This window comes from Streptomyces diastatochromogenes, from assembly GCF_002242805.1.
GTDB classification, from domain to species: Bacteria; Actinomycetota; Actinomycetes; order Streptomycetales; family Streptomycetaceae; genus Streptomyces; species Streptomyces diastatochromogenes.
In genome coordinates, this window is record NZ_MCGQ01000012.1 from 101,606 (window position 1) to 122,374 (window position 20,769).

20 protein-coding genes are annotated in these 20,769 nt (G+C 72.6%); 14 read left to right on the forward strand and 6 right to left on the reverse strand.

All coding sequences use genetic code 11. The annotated features are described in order from the left end of the window. The first annotated feature begins 148 nt into the window (after window positions 1-148). The 3 genes from BEK98_RS13470 (at window position 149) to BEK98_RS13480 (ending at window position 1,902) form a co-directional block, all read left to right on the forward strand. Complete coding sequence (locus BEK98_RS13470; protein WP_094216728.1) at window positions 149-691, forward strand: sigma-70 family RNA polymerase sigma factor; 543 nt, start codon at window positions 149-151, stop codon at window positions 689-691. After that, window positions 688-1,506 carry an anti-sigma factor gene (locus tag BEK98_RS13475; RefSeq protein ID WP_094216729.1) on the forward strand — a complete coding sequence of 273 codons (819 nt, stop codon included), beginning with the start codon at window positions 688-690 and terminating at the stop codon, window positions 1,504-1,506. The genes BEK98_RS13470 and BEK98_RS13475 overlap by 4 nt, the downstream gene beginning before the upstream one ends. Window positions 1,507-1,632: 126 nt before the next feature. Beyond that, the gene (locus tag BEK98_RS13480; RefSeq protein ID WP_094216730.1) at window positions 1,633-1,902 is read left to right on the forward strand and encodes a hypothetical protein; all 270 of its coding nucleotides are present in this window, start codon (window positions 1,633-1,635) and stop codon (window positions 1,900-1,902) included. Window positions 1,903-1,955: 53 nt separating this feature from the next. Here BEK98_RS13480 and BEK98_RS13485 read toward each other — a convergent pair whose 3' ends face one another. From BEK98_RS13485 to BEK98_RS13495, 3 genes are read right to left on the reverse strand one after another with little or no spacing between them, the layout of a single operon-like run. Next, a complete protein-coding gene (locus BEK98_RS13485; protein ID WP_094216731.1) occupies window positions 1,956-3,152 on the reverse strand; it encodes a CaiB/BaiF CoA transferase family protein in 1,197 nt (398 codons plus the stop codon). Window positions 3,153-3,196: 44 nt separating this feature from the next. Next, window positions 3,197-3,979 carry an ABC transporter permease gene (locus tag BEK98_RS13490; protein ID WP_094216732.1) on the reverse strand — a complete coding sequence of 261 codons (783 nt, stop codon included), beginning with the start codon at window positions 3,977-3,979 and terminating at the stop codon, window positions 3,197-3,199. Further along, the gene (locus BEK98_RS13495; protein ID WP_094216733.1) at window positions 3,976-4,932 is read right to left on the reverse strand and encodes an ATP-binding cassette domain-containing protein; all 957 of its coding nucleotides are present in this window, start codon (window positions 4,930-4,932) and stop codon (window positions 3,976-3,978) included. The genes BEK98_RS13490 and BEK98_RS13495 overlap by 4 nt, the downstream gene beginning before the upstream one ends. Window positions 4,933-4,995: 63 nt before the next feature. Between BEK98_RS13495 and BEK98_RS13500 the strand changes: the two genes are divergently transcribed. Then, window positions 4,996-5,706: a TetR/AcrR family transcriptional regulator C-terminal domain-containing protein gene (locus tag BEK98_RS13500; protein WP_094216734.1), complete on the forward strand. Its 711-nt coding sequence runs from the start codon at window positions 4,996-4,998 to the stop codon at window positions 5,704-5,706. Between the two features lie 49 nt (window positions 5,707-5,755). Here the strand turns inward: BEK98_RS13500 and BEK98_RS13505 are convergent, their stop codons facing one another. The 3 genes from BEK98_RS13505 to hmgA form a co-directional block, all read right to left on the reverse strand. Beyond that, window positions 5,756-6,910: a type ISP restriction/modification enzyme gene (locus BEK98_RS13505; RefSeq protein WP_167444153.1), complete on the reverse strand. Its 1,155-nt coding sequence runs from the start codon at window positions 6,908-6,910 to the stop codon at window positions 5,756-5,758. A 144-nt stretch (window positions 6,911-7,054) separates the two neighbouring features. Then, a complete protein-coding gene (locus tag BEK98_RS13510) occupies window positions 7,055-7,801 on the reverse strand; it encodes a GntR family transcriptional regulator (protein WP_094216735.1) in 747 nt (248 codons plus the stop codon). A 45-nt stretch (window positions 7,802-7,846) separates the two neighbouring features. Further along, window positions 7,847-9,160, reverse strand: coding sequence for a homogentisate 1,2-dioxygenase (gene hmgA, locus BEK98_RS13515; protein WP_094216736.1), 1,314 nt, complete (start codon window positions 9,158-9,160; stop codon window positions 7,847-7,849). A gap of 178 nt (window positions 9,161-9,338) precedes the next feature. Here hmgA and BEK98_RS13520 point away from each other — a divergent pair, with 178 nt between their 5' ends. The 10 genes from BEK98_RS13520 to BEK98_RS13565 all read left to right on the forward strand — a co-directional run bounded on the left by BEK98_RS13520 (window position 9,339) and on the right by BEK98_RS13565 (window position 20,754). Next, window positions 9,339-9,854 (forward strand): hypothetical protein, encoded by a 516-nt coding sequence (locus tag BEK98_RS13520; protein ID WP_094216737.1) that lies wholly within the window; start codon window positions 9,339-9,341, stop codon window positions 9,852-9,854. A gap of 81 nt (window positions 9,855-9,935) precedes the next feature. Continuing rightward, window positions 9,936-10,553: a TetR/AcrR family transcriptional regulator gene (locus tag BEK98_RS13525; protein ID WP_094216738.1), complete on the forward strand. Its 618-nt coding sequence runs from the start codon at window positions 9,936-9,938 to the stop codon at window positions 10,551-10,553. A 115-nt stretch (window positions 10,554-10,668) separates the two neighbouring features. Next, window positions 10,669-12,909, forward strand: a complete 2,241-nt coding sequence (locus BEK98_RS13530; RefSeq protein ID WP_094216739.1) for a molybdopterin oxidoreductase family protein — start codon at window positions 10,669-10,671, stop codon at window positions 12,907-12,909. Window positions 12,910-13,032: 123 nt separating this feature from the next. After that, window positions 13,033-14,421 (forward strand): CitMHS family transporter, encoded by a 1,389-nt coding sequence (locus BEK98_RS13535; protein ID WP_094216740.1) that lies wholly within the window; start codon window positions 13,033-13,035, stop codon window positions 14,419-14,421. Window positions 14,422-14,442: 21 nt separating this feature from the next. Beyond that, the gene (locus tag BEK98_RS13540; protein ID WP_094216741.1) at window positions 14,443-15,687 is read left to right on the forward strand and encodes an MFS transporter; all 1,245 of its coding nucleotides are present in this window, start codon (window positions 14,443-14,445) and stop codon (window positions 15,685-15,687) included. Between the two features lie 102 nt (window positions 15,688-15,789). Next, window positions 15,790-16,539: a hypothetical protein gene (locus BEK98_RS13545; protein ID WP_094216742.1), complete on the forward strand. Its 750-nt coding sequence runs from the start codon at window positions 15,790-15,792 to the stop codon at window positions 16,537-16,539. Beyond that, window positions 16,526-17,227 carry a class F sortase gene (locus BEK98_RS13550; RefSeq protein ID WP_094216743.1) on the forward strand — a complete coding sequence of 234 codons (702 nt, stop codon included), beginning with the start codon at window positions 16,526-16,528 and terminating at the stop codon, window positions 17,225-17,227. The genes BEK98_RS13545 and BEK98_RS13550 overlap by 14 nt, the downstream gene beginning before the upstream one ends. 237 nt (window positions 17,228-17,464) lie before the next feature. Next, complete coding sequence (locus tag BEK98_RS13555; protein WP_094216744.1) at window positions 17,465-18,805, forward strand: ABC transporter ATP-binding protein; 1,341 nt, start codon at window positions 17,465-17,467, stop codon at window positions 18,803-18,805. Between the two features lie 18 nt (window positions 18,806-18,823). After that, window positions 18,824-19,273: a DUF3574 domain-containing protein gene (locus BEK98_RS13560; protein ID WP_094216745.1), complete on the forward strand. Its 450-nt coding sequence runs from the start codon at window positions 18,824-18,826 to the stop codon at window positions 19,271-19,273. 92 nt (window positions 19,274-19,365) lie between these two features. Then, the gene (locus BEK98_RS13565) at window positions 19,366-20,754 is read left to right on the forward strand and encodes an aldehyde dehydrogenase family protein (RefSeq protein WP_094216746.1); all 1,389 of its coding nucleotides are present in this window, start codon (window positions 19,366-19,368) and stop codon (window positions 20,752-20,754) included. The last annotated feature ends 15 nt before the right edge of the window (window positions 20,755-20,769 follow it).

Sequence of the window (20,769 nt, forward strand, 5' to 3'; positions counted from 1 at the left end):
GATTGGTCTGACGGAAGATTTTTTTCCGACGTTTCAGACCCGCGTTTTCGGCCCGCCGATCCGTATCACCTGCCGGAGGTGTGCGCTCGTGCGGATGCGTGGGGTCAGAGGCAGGGCGGCCGGCTGCGGCCACGGAAGGGGGACCGGGGTGGAGGCGGACGAGCTTCTCGTGCTCGTGGCGGGCGGTGATCAGCAGGCCTTCGAGGATCTGTACGGACTGGTCTCCGGACCGGTGTTCGGGCTCGTACGGCGGGTGGTGCGCGACCCCGCCCAGTCCGAGGAGGTCGCCCAGGAGGTGCTGCTCGAACTGTGGCGCTCCGCAGGCCGGTTCGACCCCCGCAGGGGCAGCGCCCTGTCCTGGGTCCTCACCCTCGCCCACCGCCGCGCCGTCGACCGGGTGCGCAGCGCCCGCGCGGCCGGCGAACGCGAACAGCGCGAGGCCCTGCGCGCCGGGGAACCCGCCTTCGACCACGTGGCCGAGGAGGTCGAGGCAGGTCTGGAGCGCGAGTGGGTGCGCCGCTGCCTGGACCGGCTCACCGCGCTGCAGCGCCAGTCGGTGACCCTCGCCTACTACGACGGCTACACGTACCGTGAGGTGGCCGAGCGGCTCAAGCTGCCGCTGGGCACGGTCAAGACGCGGATGCGCGACGGACTCACCCGGCTGCGCGAGTGCCTGGGAGGTGCCGCATGAGCATCCTCGGCCGCCTGCTGGGCCGCGAGGACCTGCACTCCCTCGCCGCTCCCTACGCGCTCGACGCCCTCGACCACGGCGAGCGGCGCCGCTTCGAGAAGCACCTCAAGGGCTGCGACCGCTGCGCCGCCGAGGTGCGGGCCCTGTCGGAGGACGCGGTGCGCCTCGCCTGGTCCACGGCCGCCCCCGCACCGGCCGCCCTGCGCGACCGGGTCCTGGCCGCCGTCCGCACCCTCCCGCAGGAGCAGGCGCCCGCGCCGGCCCGGGAGCGCGCACCCCAGCTGCCGCCGCACGTCTGGGGCACTCAGCCCCCGCCGTCACGCACCCGTACGCCGCGCGGGCGCCCCCTCTTCGTCCCCTTCGCCACGGCGACCGCCGCCGCGGCCCTGGTCGTCGCCTCCCTCTTCGCGGTCCAGGCGAACCGCACCCGGGACCAACTCGACGCCGAGCGGGACCGGGCACGTGAGATCGCCCACGTTCTGGCCGCTCGCGACGCCCGCGCCGCGAGCAGTGAGGACGCCCGGGGCCGGAGTATCGGAGTAATCGCCTCCGCATCGGAGGGGCAGGCCGTCGTCACCCTCAGCGGATACGGCACCCCGTCCGGCGGCCGCGTGCACCAGCTCTGGCTCATGCGCCCCCATGTGCAACCGCGCTCCCTCGGGCTCTTCGCGGCCGACACGCCCTTGGTCGCCAAGGGGATCGGCAAGTCCTCGACGTCACTCGCCGTAACCGTCGAGCCTGGCGGCGGCTCAGCCCAGCCCACCGGCCAGCCGCTTGTCCAACTCACCCTGAAATCGGTCGGATTCGGAGAGTAGTCATCTCGGGATGGTCAACCGCCTTGCGGAGAAGGTGAATCCTGTGGGTGCGATACACGCGTGCCCCACATGGGAGATAGGGTTACTCTGCCCGGGCCGGGTGGACTCGTACGGGTGGGGAGTGACATGGAGCAGATAACAGTGCGCAGCAGGGCGAGGGTCCCTGCTATCACCTGCGGGAGCAGCGCGACCAGTTCGCGCCTCGACCGCCATCTGTCGGTGCTGGCGGGTCCTGCCATACCGCAGCAGAAGGCGGCCGAGGCGACTTCGCTGATGCTTGAGCTGACGGCACGTGACACCGCGCACGAGCGTAGCGACCGGGGTGCGCGGGTCAGCCGCGTCTCCCTCTTCGCGCCGCTGCGCCGGCTGCGCCGCTCGCTGTTCGGCGGACGCTGAGCGGTCACTGAGCGAACCGGCAGTACCTGGAGTCTTCTCCGGGAGGCCCGCGCTCAGGCCGTCACGCCGTCCCGGCGCACCGCTGCGATCTCGTCGTCCGTCATCCCCACGGCACGCAGCAGCGCCTCGGTGTGCTGACCGAGCGCGGGCACATCGCCCATCCGTGCGTCGTCCCCACCCGGCAGTGTGATGGGCGGCAGCAGTGCCCTCAGCGGCCCGACCGGCGAACCCACCTGACGCCACCGCTCCCTGGCCGCCAGTTGCGGGTGCTCCGCCAGCTCGTGCAGGTCCCTGAGGCGTGCGCAGGCGATGCCCGCCCGCTCCAGCCGGGCCAGCGCCTCGTCGGCGTCCAGTGCGCCGAGCGCCCCGGCGACCAGCTCATCGGTGCGCTCCCGGTTCGCCACCCGGGCGGCATTCGTCGCGTATGCCGGGTCCGACCCGAGTTCAGGCTGTCCTATGACCTGTTCGGCCAGCCGTCGCCACTCCCGGTCGTTCTGCACCGACAGCAGCACCCGCCCGCCGTCCGCCGTCGCATAGGCGTCGTAGGGCGCGATGACGGCATGCGCGAGCCCGGTGCGGGCCGGGGGCTCACCCCCGTGCATGGCGTGGTGCAGCGGATGCCCCATCCACTCGGCCAGCGCCTCCAGCATCGACACCTCCACCGGCCCGCCCCGCCCGGTCGTACCGCGCCGCACCAGGGCGGCCAGCGCACCCGAGAACGCGTACATGGCCGCCGCGATGTCCGCCGCCGGAATCCCCGCCTTGACGGGCTGCCCGGGCGTACCGGTCACCGACACCAGACCCGCCTCGCACTGCACGAGCATGTCGTAGGCCCGCTTGTCCGCGTACGGCCCCGAGCTGCCGTAGCCCGAGATGTCCACGGCGATCAGCCGCGGGTGCGCCGCGCACAGCGTGGCCGCGTCGAGCCCCAGCCGGGCCGCGGCCCCCTGCGCGAGGTTCTGCACGAACACGTCGGCGTCCGCGACCAGCCGCCGTACGACGTCCAGACCGCGCGGGTCCTTGAGGTCGAGGGCGATGGACTCCTTGCCCCGGTTGCACCACACGAAGTGCGAGGCGAGACCTCCGGCCGCGGTGTCGTACCCGCGCGCGAAGTCGCCGCCGTCGATCCGCTCCACCTTGATGACCCTGGCGCCCAGGTCGGCGAGCTGCCGGGTCGCGAAGGGCGCGGACACGGCCTGTTCGACGGCGACGACGGTGATGCCCTCCAGGGGCAGCGGGAGAAGATCCATGGGGTGGATGATCTCCCCTGACCGGCGGCTCTGTCAGCAGGGGGTCACCCCTCGCCGTGTGCGTACCGCTGTACGGCGAGGGGCAGGAACACCGCGGTCAGCACGAGGCTCCACAGCAGCGCCCCGGCGACCGGGTGGGCCACCGGCCAGGCGGAGTCGCCCGGGACCGAAGCGTTGCCGAACAGCTTGCGCAGGGCGGTGGTCACCGCGCTGATCGGGTTCCACTCGGCGAGCGTGCGCAGCCAGCCGGGCAGGTTCCCGGTGGGGATGTAGGCGTTGGACAGCAGCGGCAGCACGAAGGAGGAGGCGCCGAGCTGTCCGGCGGCGTCCTCGCTGCGGGTGAGCAGCCCCAGGAAGATCCCGGCGCAGGTGCAGGCGAACCGGAAGAGCAGCAGCAGCCCCACGGCTCCGGCGGCCGCGAGCGCGGAGCCCTCGATCCGCCAGCCCACCGCGAGCCCCACCAGCAGCAGGGGCACGGTACCGAGGGCCGTGACGACCAGGTCGGCGAACGCCTGCCCGAGCGGTACGGCGGCCCGGCTCACCGGCATGGTGCGGAAGCGGTCCATCACGCCCCGGTGCGTGTCCGCGGCGGCCTGGAACATGCCGGTCATCAGGCCGCCGGCCGCGGTCGCGACGAGCAGTCCGGGCACCAGGAAGGAGCGGTACTCGCGGCCGGGCATCGCCAGGGCGCTGCCGTAGACGTAGCCGAAGAACAGCAGCATGTTGACCGGCATCAGCTGGGTCAGGACGGTGAGGCCGGGCGTGTTGCGGACCCGGCGCAGCTGCCGGCCCGCCATCGCCAGTCCGTCGTGGGCCAGTGCGCTCATGCCGCGAGCTCCTTGCTGTCGGCCGGCTCCCCGGTGAGCCGGAGGAAGACATCGTCGAGGGTCGGCGGCCGCAGACTCACGTCGAGCAACGGCACCCCGGCCGCGTCGAGTTCGCGCACCAGGCGGGGCAGGGTGAGGGTCGGGTCGGTGGTGACCGCGCCGACCGCGCCCCGCTCATGGTCGAACACGGGTGCGGAGCCGGTGAGCTGGTCGAGCACGGCGGCCGCGTCCGGCAGCCCGTCGGCGTGCGCGACGACGGCCTCGGCGTACGACCCGATGAGCGCCTTGAGCTCGGCGGGCGACCCGGTGTGCGCGACCTGGCCCCGGTCCACCAGGGCGATGTGGTCGGCGAGTTGGTCGGCCTCCTCCAGGTACTGCGTGGTGAGCAGCACCGTCGTGCCGTCCGTCTGCAGCTCGCGCACCGCCTCCCAGATGCGGGTGCGGCTGGCCGGGTCGAGTCCGGTGGTCGGCTCGTCGAGGAAGAGCACGTCGGGCTGCCGGATCAGGCTCGCCGCGAGGTCCAGGCGGCGCCGCATGCCGCCCGAGTAGGTGGACGCCCGGCGGTCCGCGGCCTCGGTCAGCCCGAGCTGCTCCAGCAGCTCGTCGGCGCGTCCGGCGGGGCCCCGCACCCGGTGCAGCCGCGCGAACAGCCGCAGGTTCTGCCGGCCCGTGAGGTCCCCGTCGACCGAGGCGTACTGGCCCGTGACGCCGATGCGGCGCCGTACGGCGGCCGCCTCGCGCACCAGGTCGTGGCCCGCGACCCGCGCCGAGCCCGCGTCGGGCCGCAGCAGCGTGGTCAGCAGCCGTACGGCCGTCGTCTTCCCGGCCCCGTTCGGGCCCAGCAGCCCGCAGACCGTCCCCTGGGGCACCGCCAGATCCAGCCCGCGCAGGGCGTGCACAGCGCCGAAGCGCTTCTCCAGACCCTCACTAAGTACAGCGTACGTAGTATTCATGGGGCGACCATAGCGCACTGCGTACGCCGTACGTAACTAGGATGGTGGCCGAGGTGATGATCGATGGCAGTCCGAGGGGCCGTCCCCGAAGTGATCTGGGCGCGCCCTGAGCGCACGGGCCGGGGCCCGAAGCCCTCCTACACGCGCGACGACATCGCGGCAGCGGCCGTCCGGATCGCCGACGCGCAGGGGCTCGACGCCGTGTCCATGCGACATGTCGCGGCCGAGCTGGGCTGCGGCACCATGTCGCTCTACAACTACGTCCCCCGCAAGGAGGACCTGTACGAGCTGATGATGGACGCGGTCAGCGCGGAGCACGTCCCGTGGGAGCCGAGCGGGGACTGGCGGGCGGACCTGCTCCGGGTGGCGCACGAGACGCGCGCGCTGATGCATCGGCATCCGTGGGTGCCGCGCCTGATGTCCCCGGTGTACGGCTTCAGCCCGCAGGCTCTTCGCTATCTGGAGCACTGCCTGGCGTGCCTGGACCCGTTGGAGGCGTCCAACGGCACCAAGCTCGAGCTGATCGCGATGCTGAACGGTGTGGTGACCACATACGTCCGCAACGAACTCGACACGGCCGAGCGGACGCGGGCACTGCCGTGGTCGGAGACCGAGGAGAACGCGGCGCGTGCTGCCTACCTGAGCGGCCGGCTGGCCTCCGGCGCGTACCCGAGGATGGCGGCGGCGTTCAGCGAGGATCCGGGGCCGATCGATCTGGAGGCGGTGTTCCAGCGGTCGTTGGAGCGGCTGCTGGACGCGTTTGCGCTGGGCTAGCTGGGCGGGTGTGGCGGGTGCGGCTGAGGGCCGCCCTGGACAACCGGCGCTAGAGCAGCGCGAACTGGCCCTCCGGGCCCTCCTCGTGGTGGTTCAGGACCGAGGCGGGGCGGTGGGACGAGTCCGGGGGCGGGAGGACGGCGGCCTGGCGGAGGTCGGTCGCGGTGATCGTCGAGGTGGGGTTCAAGTCGGCCCGCTGGGGGCGGAGTTCCGCCAGCAGGGACAGGACCGTGATCAGCTCCAGCAGCTCCGATGTCCGGGGCTGCGGCCAGGTGGCGGGGCGGATCGCGGCCAGGGTGCCCGGCTCGGGCGGGGTCGTGCGGGTCGCGAACCAGGATTCCAGGACGCGGGCTCCGGACACCTCGTAGTCCCAGGCCTCCGGCGGGACGGGGGAGATGCGGCCCTCGTCGAGGTGGAGGGTCTCCTCGTCGCGGTCGTAATCGAGGGTCGCGGGGAGGGTGGGCAGGGGTGCGCGGACGTAGGGGCGGCGGCCGCCCGGGAGCTTGGGGCGCTCGCCGTCGCGGCGCATCAGCCACAGCATGCGGTGGCCCAGCCGGACGCCCCGGGACCAGAGTCCGGTGTCCTCGGTGAGCGGCACGGTGAGGTCGGGGCGGACCGTCGCCAGGATCCAGGCCAGGACGTCCGGTGGGGTGGGGCGGGTGGCGAGGCGGTCGGAGAGGTGGTCCAGCAGGCCCGGGGCCAGGTTCGGTTCCGTGCCGTCCGGGCGGCGGTACAGCGGGCGGATGCGGCCGGTGCGAAGGGTGGGAAGGAGGGAGGTCGCCAGGAGCGGGGCAGCGTCTTCGGCCGTCTCCACCACGAACACCTGGTGCTCGTCCGCCACCCGCCACAACTCCGGGCGGGCCGTGTCGATCAGCCGGTGGTCCGGGATCAGCCACTGCTCGTCGAAGGGCGCCGCCAGGACCCGTACCGGCTCGGCGCAGGGGCCTTCGGCGCGCGCCAGCCGCTCGGTGCCGGTGGGCTGGCCGGGCAGTTGCCCCACCGCGGACTGCAGCGTGCGGGAGCGGGTCGGCTCGAACAGGGCCTCGCGGTCCGGCCCTTCGGCCTTGAGCAGGGCGTCCCAGCGGGCCTTGAGGGAAGCCGCGTCGGGTGCCGTCGGCCAGGCGCGGCCGGGCCGCAGCGGTGCGACGGACCACGGCATGAGGTCCGCGAGCAGCGGAGCGTCGTCGTGCGTCACGCTGGGCATGGTACGGCAGCGCCCTGCTCGGCAGCGCCCTGCTCGGCAGCGCCCCAAAGGGGCGCGAGGAACTGCGCGACCAGCCACGGCGTAGCCGCAGACGATCGACGACAGTTCACGGCACCTCCCATCGCGGCACTCGCAGCGGAGCGCTCACGCGTCCAAGGTCACCGTGAAGGAGAAGCGGTCGCCCCGGTAGTGGATGACCGCCACGTCCAGGACCCGGCCGTCGGCGTCGTACGTCACGCCCGTGTAGTGCAGGATCGGGCTGAGCAGGGGCACCTCCAGGAGGCGGGCGGTCTCCGGGTCGGCGAGCCGTGCCTCCACGGTGTCCGTGATGCGGCTGATGTCCGCCCTGACGACGTCCCGCAGCACCTTCGTCATCGGCCAGCGGACCAGGTCGTCCAGGTCGATGCGTGCGGCCAGTTCGGGGCGTACGTGGTTGAGGGCGTGGTTGGTCGGCTCGCCGGTCTTCTCGTCGCTGCGCAGGCGGTGGTACGTCGCCACCTCCGTCAGGTCCGGGAAGTGCTCGGCGAGATCGGCCGGCACGGGGACGCTGCCGTGGTCCAGCAGCTCGGTCGTCATACCGGACTGCTGGGCCACGATCGCGTCCACGGAGCCGAGGAGCCGCACCGGAGCACCGCGCCGGACACTCGGCTCGATGAACGTGCCGCGCCGCCGGTGCCGGCTGATCAGCCCCTCGTCCTCCAGCTCCTTCAGCGCCTGCCGCATGGTCAGCACGCTGACCCCGTAGTGCTCGGCCAGCTGCTCCTCGGTGGGCAGGCGCAACGGGTCCCGTGGCGAGCGGCCGAGTATCGAGGCGCGCAGTGACTGCGACACCTGGTACCACAGCGGCAGTTTGCGGTTCAGGACGATCGAATCGGGAGCGAAGGAGGTCACATGGCTATCCGTACCTGTTGAAGAACGTTCAGTGCAACGCGGGCGTCACAGCGCGCGGAAGTGACGTTCGAGTCCCCGCCACACGTCGTCGTACCCCTGCTGGAGGTGGTCCGCCTCGGCCGCGTGCGGGGCGAGCGTCACCGGCCAGCGCGTCTCGAACATGAACGCGAGCCCGTCGTCGATCTTCTGCGGCCTCAGCTCCGCGGCGCTGGCCTTGTCGAAGGTCTCCCGGTCCGGGCCGTGCGCCGACATCATGTTGTGCAGCGAGCCGCCGCCCGGCACGAAGCCCTCCGCCTTGGCGTCGTAGGCGCCCTCGACGAGCCCCATGTACTCGCTCATCACGTTCCGGTGGAAGTACGGCGGCCGGAAGGTGTCCTCGCCCACCAGCCAGCGCGGCGCGAAGACCACGAAGTCGACGCCGGCCAGGCCCGGGGTGTCCGACGGGGAGGTCAGGACCGTGAAGATGGAGGGGTCCGGGTGGTCGTACGAGATGGTGCCGATCACATTGAAACGGCGCAGATCGTAGATATACGGCACATGGTTGCCGTGCCAGGCGACCACATCGAGGGGGGAGTGGTCGTAGGTGGCCGACCAGAGGTTGCCGCAGAACTTGTTCACCACCTCCACCGGGCCCTCCATGTCCTCGTACGCGGCGACCGGTGCCTGGAAGTCCCGGGCGTTGGCGAGACCGTTGGCGCCGATGGGTCCGAGGTCGGGGAGCTGGAACGGCGCCCCATAGTTCTCGCACACATAGCCGCGCGCAGACTCGTCCAGCAGCTCCACACGGAAGCGCACCCCACGCGGGATCAGCGCCACATGGGCCGGTTCCACATGGAGCCTGCCGAACTCGGTGTGCAGCAGCAGCCCGCCGCGCTCCGGCACGATCAGCAGCTCCCCGTCGGCGTCGGAGAAGACCCGCTCCATCGAGGAGTTGGCGTGGTACAGGTGCACGGCCATGCCGGTGCGCTGGGTCGCGTCGCCGTTGCCACCCAGGGTCCACAGGCCCGCCAGGAAATCCGTGCCGGCCGGCGGCTCGGGCAGCGGGTTCCAGCGCAGCCGGTTGGGGTCGGGCACCGTCTCGGTGAAGGGAGCCGTATGGATCGCGCCGTTGCCGGTACGGGTGAATGCCGGGTGCGCGGCCGACGGGCGGATCCGGTACAGCCAGGAGCGGCGGTTGTGCGCCCGCGGCTCGGTGAACGCCGTACCGCTCAGCTGCTCCGGGTACAGGCCGAGCGGCGCGCGCTGCGGCGAGTTGCGGCCCTCGGGCAGGGCGCCCGGCACCGCCTCCGAGGCGTGTTCGTTGCCGAACCCGGACAGATACGACAGTCCCTCGGCGGTCTTCCGTGCGTCCCCGCTCATGATCGCTCCCTTGCGCTCCTCATTCCTATGCATCACCGTAGGAATGAGCGGGGGCGGACGCAAGAGGGCCTCGGGCCGTCCTCCCTCCGCCTAGGGTCGTCGTCCTCCCTCCGGGGTAGGGCCGGAACCAGACTTCAGGGGGATTCGGGTGGCGGAGCGTTTCACTAACCTCCGGGGCATGTCGTGGACGCGCAGAACTGTCATCGGGCTCGTGGTCTGCGCCCTGCTGCCGCTCGGGGCGCAGGGCTGCGGGACCGGCGAGGCGCACGGGGGCGCCGGTGCCGTCTCGCCCTCGCCGGTGGGCAAGGTCCTGGACGACACGGACGAGACCGGCCGGCATCTGCGCGAGGTCGCCAAGAAGGACGCGCCGGAGGTCGGTGTCGAGGTGACCCCGGACGCCGGCGGCGGCTGGGACGTGCGGCTGACGCTGCGCCACTTCCGGTTCTCGCCCGCCGGCGCGCGGTGGAAGGCGGACCCCGGGCACGGGCTCGCGTACCTCTTCGTCGATGGCCGCCCGGTGACCCGGCTGCGCGCACCCGAGTACCACCTGGCTCCCCGCCTGGTCCCGCACGGCACCCACCACGTCACCGCCCGCCTGTACGCCGACGACGGCACGGTGTGGGCCGTGCACGGCAAGCCGGTCGAGAGCACCGCCGACATCACGGCGTCCGGCGTGGAGACCTCCGGCCGATGAGTGCGACCCGCCGATGAGTGCAAGAGGCACCCTTTTCCGTACTGGGGGGCGAGGTTCACCGGACCCCGGCGGAAAGGCATCATGAAGTCCGTGCCCCACGCGACATCGCTTCGCCGCGCGCCCGTCCAGCGGCGCAGCGCCGAACGGCTGACCAGGATCCTGGACGCCTGCGCCGACCTCCTCGACGAGGTCGGTTACGACGCGCTGAGCACCCGCGCGGTGGCCCTGCGCGCCGGAGTGCCCATCGGCTCGGTCTACCGCTTCTTCGGCAACAAGCGGCAGATGGCCGACGCCCTCGCCCAGCGCAACCTGGAGCGGTACACCGAGCGCGTCACCCAGCGGCTCAAGGAGGCGCGGCGGGGCGACTGGCGGGGTGCCATGGACGCCGTGCTCGACGAGTACCTGAGCATGAAGCGCACCGCACCCGGCTTCTCCCTCGTGGACTTCGGCAACCAGATCCCGGTCGGCGTCCGCCAGGCCGAGCCCAACACCCGGGTCGCCGACCGCCTCACCGACCTGCTCTCCGGCTACCTCGGCCGCGCCCCGGACGACGAGCTGCGGCGCGTCTTCCTGGTCGCCGTGGAGAGCGCGGACACCCTCGTTGCCCTGGCCTTCCGGATCGACCCCCAGGGCGACGAGGCGATCATCCATGAGACGCGCGAGCTGCTGCGGGCGTATCTGGCGCGCGTGCTCGACTGAGCCCGGCGGTCCCCGGGGCGACAGAGGGCTCCCCTCCATGCCTACCGGTCGGTATGCTCGGCCGCGAGCCCGCCTGTGCTCGCCCGGCACCGCCGCCGACCCTCCGGGAGGACCCGTGTCCCGCACCGCCCTGCGAATCTGCCCCCTGTGCGAGGCGACCTGCGGGCTGACCCTCACCATCGAGGGCACCCGTGTCACCGGCGCCCGCGGCGACCGCGAGGACGTCTTCAGCCAGGGGTTCATCTGCCCCAAGGGCGCCTCCTTCGGCGCCGTCGACGGCGACCCCGACCGGCTGCGCACCCCGCTCGTCCGGGAGAACGGCACCCTGCGCGAGGCCACCTGGGAGGAGGCCTTCGACGCGGTCGCCACGGGCCTGCGCCCGGTGGTGGAGCGGTACGGCCCCGACGCCCTCGGCGTCGTCCTCGGCAACCCCAACGTGCACACCATGGCCGGCGCCCTCTACCCGCCGGTGCTGCTCGGCGCGCTGCGCACCCGCAGCCTGTTCACCGCCTCCACGGTCGACCAGATGCCCAAGCACGTCTCCAGCGGGCTGCTCTTCGGCGACGCCCACGGCATCCCGGTGCCGGACCTCGACCACACCGGCCATCTGCTCCTCATCGGCGCCAACCCCCTGGAGTCCAACGGCAGTCTGTGTACCGCGCCCGACTTCCCCGGCAAGCTCAAGGCCCTCAAGGCCCGCGGCGGCCGGCTCACCGTCGTGGACCCGCGCCGCACCCGCACCGCGAAGCTCGCCGACCGGCACATCGCCATCCGGCCCGGCGCCGACGCCCTGCTGCTCGCCGCGATGGCCACGGTGCTGTTCGAGGAGGGCCTGGTCGACCTCGGGGACCTCGCCCCGCACATCCAAGGGCTGCCCGAACTCCGGGACGCCCTGCGCGAGTTCACCCCCGAAGCCGTCGCCGAGGCATGCGACGTCGACGCCGGTCTCATCCGCACCCTCGCCCGCGAACTCGCCGCCGCCCCCACCGCCGCCGTCTACGCCCGCATCGGCAGCTGCACCGTCCCGCACGGCACCCTGGCCAGCTGGCTCGTCGACGTCCTCAACATCCTCACCGGCAACCTGGACCGGCCGGGCGGCGCCCTGTTCCCGCAGGCCGCCACCGACAAGACACCCCGCCCGGCGGGCCCCGGACACGGCTTCGCGCTCGGCCGCTGGCACTCCCGGGTACGGCACCTGCCCGAGGCCAAGGGCGAGTTGCCGCTCTCCGCGCTCGCCGAGGAGATCGACACCGCCACCGAGGCGGGCGAGCCGATCCGCGCGCTCGTCGTGGTCGCGGCCAACCCGGTGCTGTCCGCGCCCGACGGCCGGCGCCTCGACAAGGCCCTGGACTCGCTGGACTTCATGGTCAGCGTCGACCCCTACCTCAACGAGACCTCCCGCCACGCCGACGTCGTACTGCCCCCGCCGCCGCCTTCGCAGAGCCCGCACCACGACTTCGCCTTCAACACCCTTGCCGTCCGCAACCAGGTCCGCTACAGCCGCCCCGCCGTCCCCCTCGAACCCGGCCGCATGGCCGAGACCGAGATCCTCGCCCGGCTGACCCTGGCCGCGATCGGCATGCACGGCGCCGACCCCGGCGCGGTGGACGCGATGGTGATCGAGCAGACCCTCGGCAAGGCCGTCCAGGAGTCCCACTCCCCGGTGCACGGCCGCGACCCGAAGGAACTCGCCGCACAGCTCACCGGGGACACCGGCCCCGAGCGCCGGCTCGACCTGATGCTGCGCCTCGGCCCCTACGGCGACGGGTTCGGCGTACGACCCGACGGGCTGACCCTGGACCGGCTGCTCGCCCACCCGCACGGCATCGACCTCGGCCCGCTGCGGCCCCGGCTGCCGCAGCCGCTGAAGACCGTGAGCGGCAAGGTGGAGCTGCTGCCCGAGCCGATCGCCGGCGACCTGCCCCGGCTCCGGGCGGCCCTGCGCGAGCGGCCCGCGGGGCTCGTCCTCGTCGGCCGCCGCCATCTGCGCTCCAACAACAGCTGGATGCACAACGTGCCCGCCCTCACCGGCGGCAGCAACCGCTGCACCCTCCACATCCACCCCGAGGACGCGGAGCGCCTGGGCGTGCGGGACGGGGCGGACGTACGCGTGAAGGGGGCCGGGGGAGAGGTGGTCGCCCCCGCCGAGGTCACCGACGGCGTCCGGCCGGGCGTGGTGAGCCTGCCGCACGGCTGGGGCCACGACCGCCCCGGGACCCGGATGAGCCACGCGGTCCGGGAGCCCGGAGTCAACGTCAACCAGCTCCTCGACGGCAGCCTGCTCGACCCGCTGTCGGGCAACGCGGTCCTCAACGGAGTACCCGTCGAGGTCGCCGCGCTCGCCGCACGGCTGTGACCTGGAGTTTTGCGCTTATTGCTCGCGTGTCAACGTCTTGTTAACGCCGTTTGACGCGACCTAACGTCGTCGCACCGCCAGCCCCCGGTGGGATGTTCAAGGGCGAACGTTAGGTATCCACTCATGTTGACCATCCTCGGCTTCGCCATGATCGCGACCTTCCTGGTCCTGATCATGCTGAAGAAGATGTCGCCGATCGCGGCGCTCGTGCTGATCCCGGCACTGTTCTGCGTCTTCGTCGGAAAGGGCGCCAAGCTCGGCGACTACGTCATCGACGGCGTCACCGGCCTCGCCCCCACCGCGGCGATGCTCATGTTCGCGATCGTCTACTTCGGTGTGATGATCGACGTCGGCCTCTTCGACCCGATCGTCCGGGCGATCCTGAGGTTCTGCAAGGCCGATCCGCTGCGGATCGTCGTCGGTACGGCCGTCCTCGCCGCGATCGTGTCGCTCGACGGCGACGGCTCGACCACCTTCATGATCACGGTCTCGGCGATGTACCCGCTGTACAAGCGCCTGAAGATGAGCATGGTCGTGATGACCGGTGTGGCCGCCATGGCCAACGGCGTGATGAACACGCTGCCGTGGGGCGGTCCGACCGCCCGGGCCGCGACCGCGCTGAAGCTGGACGCCAGCGACATCTTCGTGCCGATGATCCCGGCCCTGGCCATGGGCCTGCTGTTCGTCTTCGCCCTCGCCTACGTCCTCGGCCGCCGCGAGCGCAAGCGGCTCGGTGTACTGACGCTGGACGAGGTGCTGGTGGAGGAGACGGAGACTGTGCTGGTCGGTGCGGGTACCGGCAAGGGCACCAAGACCACCGGCGGATCCGGCACCGGCGCGGACCTGCCCGACGAGCCGCAGGACGAGGGCTTCCAGGGCCTCGACCCCCACCGCCCCACCCTGCGCCCCAGGCTCTACTGGTTCAACGCGCTGCTCACGGTCGCCCTGCTCACCGCCATGATCATGGAGTGGCTGCCGATCCCGGTGCTGTTCCTGCTCGGCGCCGCGCTCGCGCTGACCGTCAACTTCCCGCACATGCCGGACCAGAGGGCCCGCCTGGGCGCGCACGCCGAGAACGTCCTCAACGTCTCCGGCATGGTCTTCGCCGCCGCCGTCTTCACCGGCGTCCTGCAGGGCACCGGCATGGTCGACCACATGGCCACGTGGCTCGTGGACAACATCCCGGACGGCATGGGCCCGCACATGGCCTTCGTCACCGGCGTGCTGAGCATCCCGCTCACGTACTTCATGTCCAACGACGGCTTCTACTTCGGCATCCTGCCGGTGCTCGCCGAGGCGGGCCAGGCGCACGGCGTCTCCTCGCTGGAGATCGCCCGCGCCTCGCTCGTCGGCCAGCCGCTGCACATGTCCAGCCCGCTGGTCCCGGCCGTGTACGTCCTGGTCGGCATGGCCAAGGTCGAGTTCGGCGACCACACCCGGTTCGTCGTGAAGTGGGCCGCCCTGACCTCCCTCGTGGTGCTCGGGGCCGGGATCCTCTTCGGCATCATCTGATCTCCCAAGGAGGACACGTCCATGGCGCCCGGTGGGAACCGCGGCTGGCTGCTCCGCCTCGTCATCGCCTTCGGCTTCGCGCAGGGGGCGGTGTCGATGGCCCGCCCCGCCGTCTCCTACCGGGCCCTCGCGCTGGGCGCCGACGAGCGGGCGGTCGGCGTCATCGCGGGTGTGTACGCCCTGCTCCCGCTCTTCGCCGCCGTACCGCTCGGCCGCCGTACCGATCACGGCCGCTGCGCCCCGCTGCTCCCGGTGGGCGTGGTCCTGATCTCCGGCGGCTGCGTCCTGAGCGGACTGGTGAACTCCCTCTGGGCGATGGCCCTGTGGAGCGGGGTGATGGGGCTCGGCCACCTCTGCTTCGTGATCGGTGCCCAGTCCCTGGTGGCCCGCCAGTCCGCGCGGCACGAACAGGACCGCAACTTCGGGCACTTCACCATCGGCGCCTCCCTCGGCCAGCTCATCGGCCCGGTCGCCGCGGGCGCCCTGATCGGCGGCCCCGACATGGCGGGCAGCAGCGCGCTGGCGCTCGTGGTGGCGGGCGCGGGCGGCGCCGTCGCGTTCGCCTCGCTGTGGCGCATCGAGGACCGTACGGCCGTCGACTCCCGTTCCCCGCAAGGCGGCCGGGTGCCGGTCGGGGGGATCCTGCGCGCCCGGGGCGTGCCCGCGGGCATGCTCATCAGCCTCTCCGTGCTGTCCGCCACCGACATCCTCACCGCCTACCTCCCGGTGGTCGGCGAGCACCGGGGCATCGCCCCCTCGGTGATCGGCGTCCTGCTCAGCCTGCGGGCCGGGGCCACCATCGCCTGCCGTCTCGTCCTCACCCCGCTGCTCCGGCTGCTCGGCCGGCCCGCGCTGCTGACCGTGACCTGCTTCCTGGCGGCCGTCCTGTGCGCGGGGGTCGCCCTGCCGGTGCCGGTGTGGGTGCTCGGACTCATGCTCATCGTCCTCGGCTTCTGTCTCGGTGTCGGGCAGCCGCTGTCCATGACGACGGTCGTCCAGGCCGCCCCGGAGGGCGCCCGCTCCACCGCCCTCGCGCTGCGGCTGACCGGCAACCGGCTCGGCCAGGTCGCCGCACCGGCCGCCGCGGGCCTGGTCGCGGGCGTGGCGGGGGTGGCCGCGCCGTTCGTGATGCTCGGGGTGTTGCTGCTGCTGTCGTCGGGGGTGGCGCTGCGGTCACCCGGGCGGCCCGAAGGGCCCGGGAGTGCGGCGCGAGAGCGGCCCAGACGCTCGGTCCGCTCGGTATTGCGCCGCACGAGCGATATCTGACGGCGCGCCGGGCGTCGATCCCGCGGGGCGCGGTGTACGTGCAGCAGAGTCCAGGCGAAAGAGCGATTTGTATGAAAATCGTCTGAACTCGGAGGAATGCACATGGCCCCCCTGACACCCCCACGTGCCGTCGGCTCCCGCGCGGGCGCCACTGTCGTCCTCACCGCCCTGGCCGCTGCGGGCGCGTCGTGGGTGGCGGCGCCCCCCGCTTCGGCGGCGGGAGAGAACGGCGACATCAGGGTCCACCGCGTGGGCGTGCCCTACGGCGTCTCCAAGGACGACCCGGCGGTCTGCAAGTTCTACCTCGACGCCGTCAACTTCGACGTCCTGCCCGGCATCGGTTACACCATCACGCCGCAGCCGCCGCTGCCCACCGCCGCCACCGTCACCGGGACGATCCAGCTCGCCGGCGGCGCCGGGCACACCGATCCGCTGGGGCTGGCGGACGGGCAGTACAAGATCACCTGGGTGGTGTCGGGTGCCACCAAGGAGAAGGTCTTCCGAGTCAACTGCCGTGACGAGAAGAAGGACGAGAAGAAGGACGAGAAGAAGGACGGGGTGCAGGGCCCGGGCCAGATCGAGGACCACCAGCAGGGCGACAAGCAGGGCGACAAGCAAGGCGACAAGCAGGGCGACCAGCAGAGCGACCAGCGCAGTGACGCGGCCTGGGGCCAGGGCGGCGGCGACCACAGCGACGGCCCCAAGGGCGGAGTGCACGCGGGCGGCGGCGGCATGGTCGACACCTCGGGTGCCTTCTCGCCCGTGGCCGCAGCCGCTGCCGTGGGACTCGTCGCGGTCAGCGGAGTGGCGTACCTCCGGCTGATCCGCCGGCGTCCGCATGGTGCCGCGTAGGCGCAGACGCAGGCCGTGGTACCGGACCCGCGCCTATCGCCTCACCCGGACGGCCCTGCTCGCGGCCGTCCTGGTGACGACGGGGGTCCGGTGCGGCGGGGACGACGGGCCGGCCGCCCCCCTCCAGGCGGGCGGCCCGGCCGCCGTCCCGGGCTCCGCCCGCACCGACGCGCGGGGTGCGAGCCAGGGGGAGCCCGCTCCGGCCCGCCCGACTCCCCCGCCCCGCCCGCTGCCCCGGTCCCGGCCGACGTCCCTGCGTATCCGGTCCCTCGGGATCGACGCGCCGGTCGTCGGACTACGGCTCGACCGGGACCGGCAGCTGGAGACACCACCGCTCGACCGGCCGAAGGAGGTCGGCTGGTACCAGGGCGGCCCCACGCCGGGGGAGTCGGGCACCGCCATCGCCGTCGGCCACCGCGACACCAGGACCGGCCCCGCCGTCTTCGCCGCACTCGCCCAGGTGAAGCCCGGGAAACTGATCGAGGCCGGGCGGGCGGACGGCCGTACCGCCGTCTACACCGTGGACCGGGTGCAGGTCTTCGACAAGGCCGGCTTCCCCGACAAGGAGGTGTACGGCCCGGCCCGCCGCCCGGAGTTGCGCGTGCTCACCTGCGGCGGCCTGTTCAGCCGGCGCACCGGCTACACGAGCAACGTGGTGGTCTTCGCCCACCTGACCGCGACGAAGTGACCGCCCGACCGCGACGAGGCGACCGCACGGCGCGGACGGCGACGCCCACCCGGGCGGTCCGAATCCCGCCCTCCGTTTCCGCCCCTGCCAGCGGCGCGGCGTCCGATGCCGCGTCCCGTCTTCCCCGGCCCGGCGCATTCCGTTAACTTCCGTGACCCACAGGCCTCGTACGACCCGCACGCGGCCTTCGGACCCACGGAGCAGCGGCGCTCCGCACAGCCCCCGGGGGCAGCAGTCATGACACGCGCCATCTCTCTGCACGACGTGAGCAAGTCCTACGCGCGGGGCGTCCGCGTGGTGGACCGGCTCTCGCTGGACATCGTGCCCGGCGAGTTCCTGGTCCTGCTGGGCCCCTCCGGCTGCGGGAAGTCCACCGTGCTGCGCATGATCGCCGGTCTCGAGGAGATCGACGAGGGCGAACTGCTCCTCGACGGCGAGTACGCCAACGACTGGCAGCCGTCCGACCGGAACATCGCGATGGTCTTCCAGAACTTCGCCCTCTACCCGAGCATGACCAGCCGCGACAACATCGGCTTCCCGCTGCGCATCGAGGCCCCCGGCACCGACCCCCGCCCGCGCGTGGACGCGACCGCCCGCATGCTCGGCATCGAGGACCTGCTCGACCGCTTCCCCGGCCAGCTCTCCGGCGGCGAACGCCAGCGCGTCGCCATGGGACGGGCCATCGCCCGCCACCCCTCCGCCTTCCTGATGGACGAGCCGCTGTCCAACCTCGACGCCAAGCTCCGCAACCACTTGAGGGCCGAAATATCCCAGCTCACCCGCGAGTTGGGCGTCACCACGGTGTACGTCACCCACGACCAGGCCGAGGCCATGTCGCTCGGCGACCGGGTCGCGGTGCTGCGCGGCGGGGTGCTCCAGCAGGTCGGCAGCCCGCGCGAGGTGTACGCGCTGCCCCGCAACGTCTTCGTCGCCGCCTTCATCGGCACCCCGCGCATCAACCTGCTGCGCGGCCTGGTCCGCGCCCCGCTGGACGGCGCCATGACCATCAGCCTCGGCAGACAGGCACTGCGCCTGCCCGAACCCCTCTCCCTCGACCACCGGCTGCTGCGCGTCCAGCAGGGCCGTGAGGTGATCGTCGGGCTGCGCTCGGAGGCGGTCCGGATCGCCAAGCCCGCCGCCGCCCGGCCCGGCGAGGTGCCGATCAGCGGCCTGGTGGAGCATGTCGAGTTCCAGGGGCACGAGGTCCTCGTCCACTTCAACACCGGTTCGAGCCCGGCCGTCGTACCGGAGCTGGAGGCCCCGCGCCTGTCCGGCCGCCCCGCGCGGCGCCGCCGCCGGGAGGGCCCCACGGTCCTGGACCGGCTCAGGGAGCGGGCCGGTGCCCTGCGCGCCGGGCCGGTGGTGGTCCTGGAGGACCCGCCGGACGACGGCCCGGCACCCGTGCCTCCGGAGGGCCGGCTGCCCGGCGACCTGGTCGTGCGCACCACCCCGGACATCCGTCTCCGGCACGGCATGCAGGTGCCCCTGCTCGTCGACATAGCCCACCTGTTCGTCTTCGATCAGCACGGCGAGCGGATCTGCCCGTCCCCGGCGCGGCTGCCCGACCTGGAGGAGTGAGGCCGCTAGGCATGGGGCATGCGTAACCACCTCACCCCCGCCCGGGCCGCCCTCACCGCGGCCGGTCTGCTGCTGGCCGCCGCCCCGACCGCGTACGCCACGCTCGCCACCCCGGACTCCACCGCGCACACGCGCGGAAAGCCGTACATCGAGACCCGGCTCTTCTTCGGCACGGCGCGCCCGGACGGCGGTCCGGCCGTCACCGACCGGCAGTTCATGGCCTTCGTCGACAAGGAGGTCACGCCCGACTTCCCGGACGGGCTCACCGTGCAGAACGGGCGCGGGCAGTGGCGCGACGCGCACGGCACCATCGAGAAGGAGCGGTCGTACGAGCTGATCCTGCTGTACCCGCAGGGGCAGGCGGACAGGAGCGACCGCAGCATCGAGGAGATCCGGCGGGCCTACGAGAAGACTTTCGGCCAGGAGTCCGTGGGCAGGGTGGACGAACGGGCGCAGGTCGACTTCTGATATCCCGGGGACGTCCGGTCACGTATGGCGCCTGAAAACTATCGCCGCTAGTTTGTGTGCCGGACGACGTAGCCCTGCCGGGAGGAAGCAGCATGAAGGCACACGACGGCCTGTACATCGACGGCGCCTGGCGCCCCGCCGAGGGCCAGGACGTGATCGAGGTCGTGAACCCGGCCGACGAGCAGGTCATCGGCCGGGTCCCGGCCGGGACCGCCCTGGACGTGGACACCGCCGTACGTGCCGCACGCGCCGCCCTCCCGGCCTGGGCCGCCACACCCCCGGCCGAGCGGGCCGCGCGCCTGGCCGCGCTGCGGGACGTGCTCGCGGCCCGCAAGGACGAGATCGCCGAGACGGTCACCGCCGAACTGGGCGCCCCGCCGCAGTTCGCGCAGACGGTCCACGCGGGCGTGCCGATCGCCGTCGCCGGCTCCTACGCCGAGCTGGCCGCGACCCACTCCTTCGAGGAGAAGGTCGGCAACTCCACCGTCCTGCACGAGTCGATCGGCGTCGTCGGCGCGATCACCCCCTGGAACTACCCGCTCCACCAGATCGTCGCCAAGGTCGCCCCGGCGCTCGCCGCGGGCTGCACGCTCGTCCTCAAGCCCGCCGAGGACACCCCGCTCACCGCCCAGCTCTTCGCCGAGGCGGTGCACGAGGCGGGCGTCCCGGCCGGTGTGTTCAACCTCGTCACCGGCATCGGTACGGTCGCCGGGCAGGCGCTCGCCGAGCACCCGGGCGTCGACCTGGTCTCCTTCACCGGCTCCACGGCCGTCGGCCGGCAGATCGGCGCGGTGGCCGGCGCGGCCGTCAAGAGGGTGGCGCTGGAGCTGGGCGGCAAGTCCGCCAACGTCATCCTGCCGAGCGCCGACCTCGCCAAGGCGGTCAACGTGGGCGTGGCCAACGTGATGTCCAACTCCGGCCAGACCTGCAGCGCCTGGACCCGGATGCTGGTCCACCGCGACCGGTACGACGAGGCCGTCGAGCTGGCCGCCGCGGCCGCCGCCAAGTACGGCGAGCGCATCGGCCCGGTCGTCAGCGCCAAGCACCAGGCACGTGTGCGCGGTTACATCGAGAAGGGCATCGCGGAGGGCGCCCGCCTGGTCGCCGGCGGCCCCGAATCCCCGCGCGAGAGCGGCTGGTTCATCAGCCCGACGGTCTTCGCGGACGTCACCCCGGAGATGACGATCGCGCAGGAGGAGATCTTCGGCCCGGTCCTCACGATCCTGCGCTACGAGGACGAGGAGGACGCCCTGCGCATCGCCAACGGCACCGTCTACGGCCTCGCCGGCGCCGTCTGGGCCGGGGACGAGGCCGAAGCGGTCGCCTTCGCCCGGCGCATGGACACCGGCCAGGTCGACATCAACGGCGGCCGGTTCAACCCCCTCGCCCCCTTCGGCGGCTACAAGCAGTCCGGCGTCGGCCGGGAACTCGGTGCACACGGACTCACCGAGTACCTCCAGACCAAGTCCCTCCAGCTCTAAGGAAGTCCACGACCC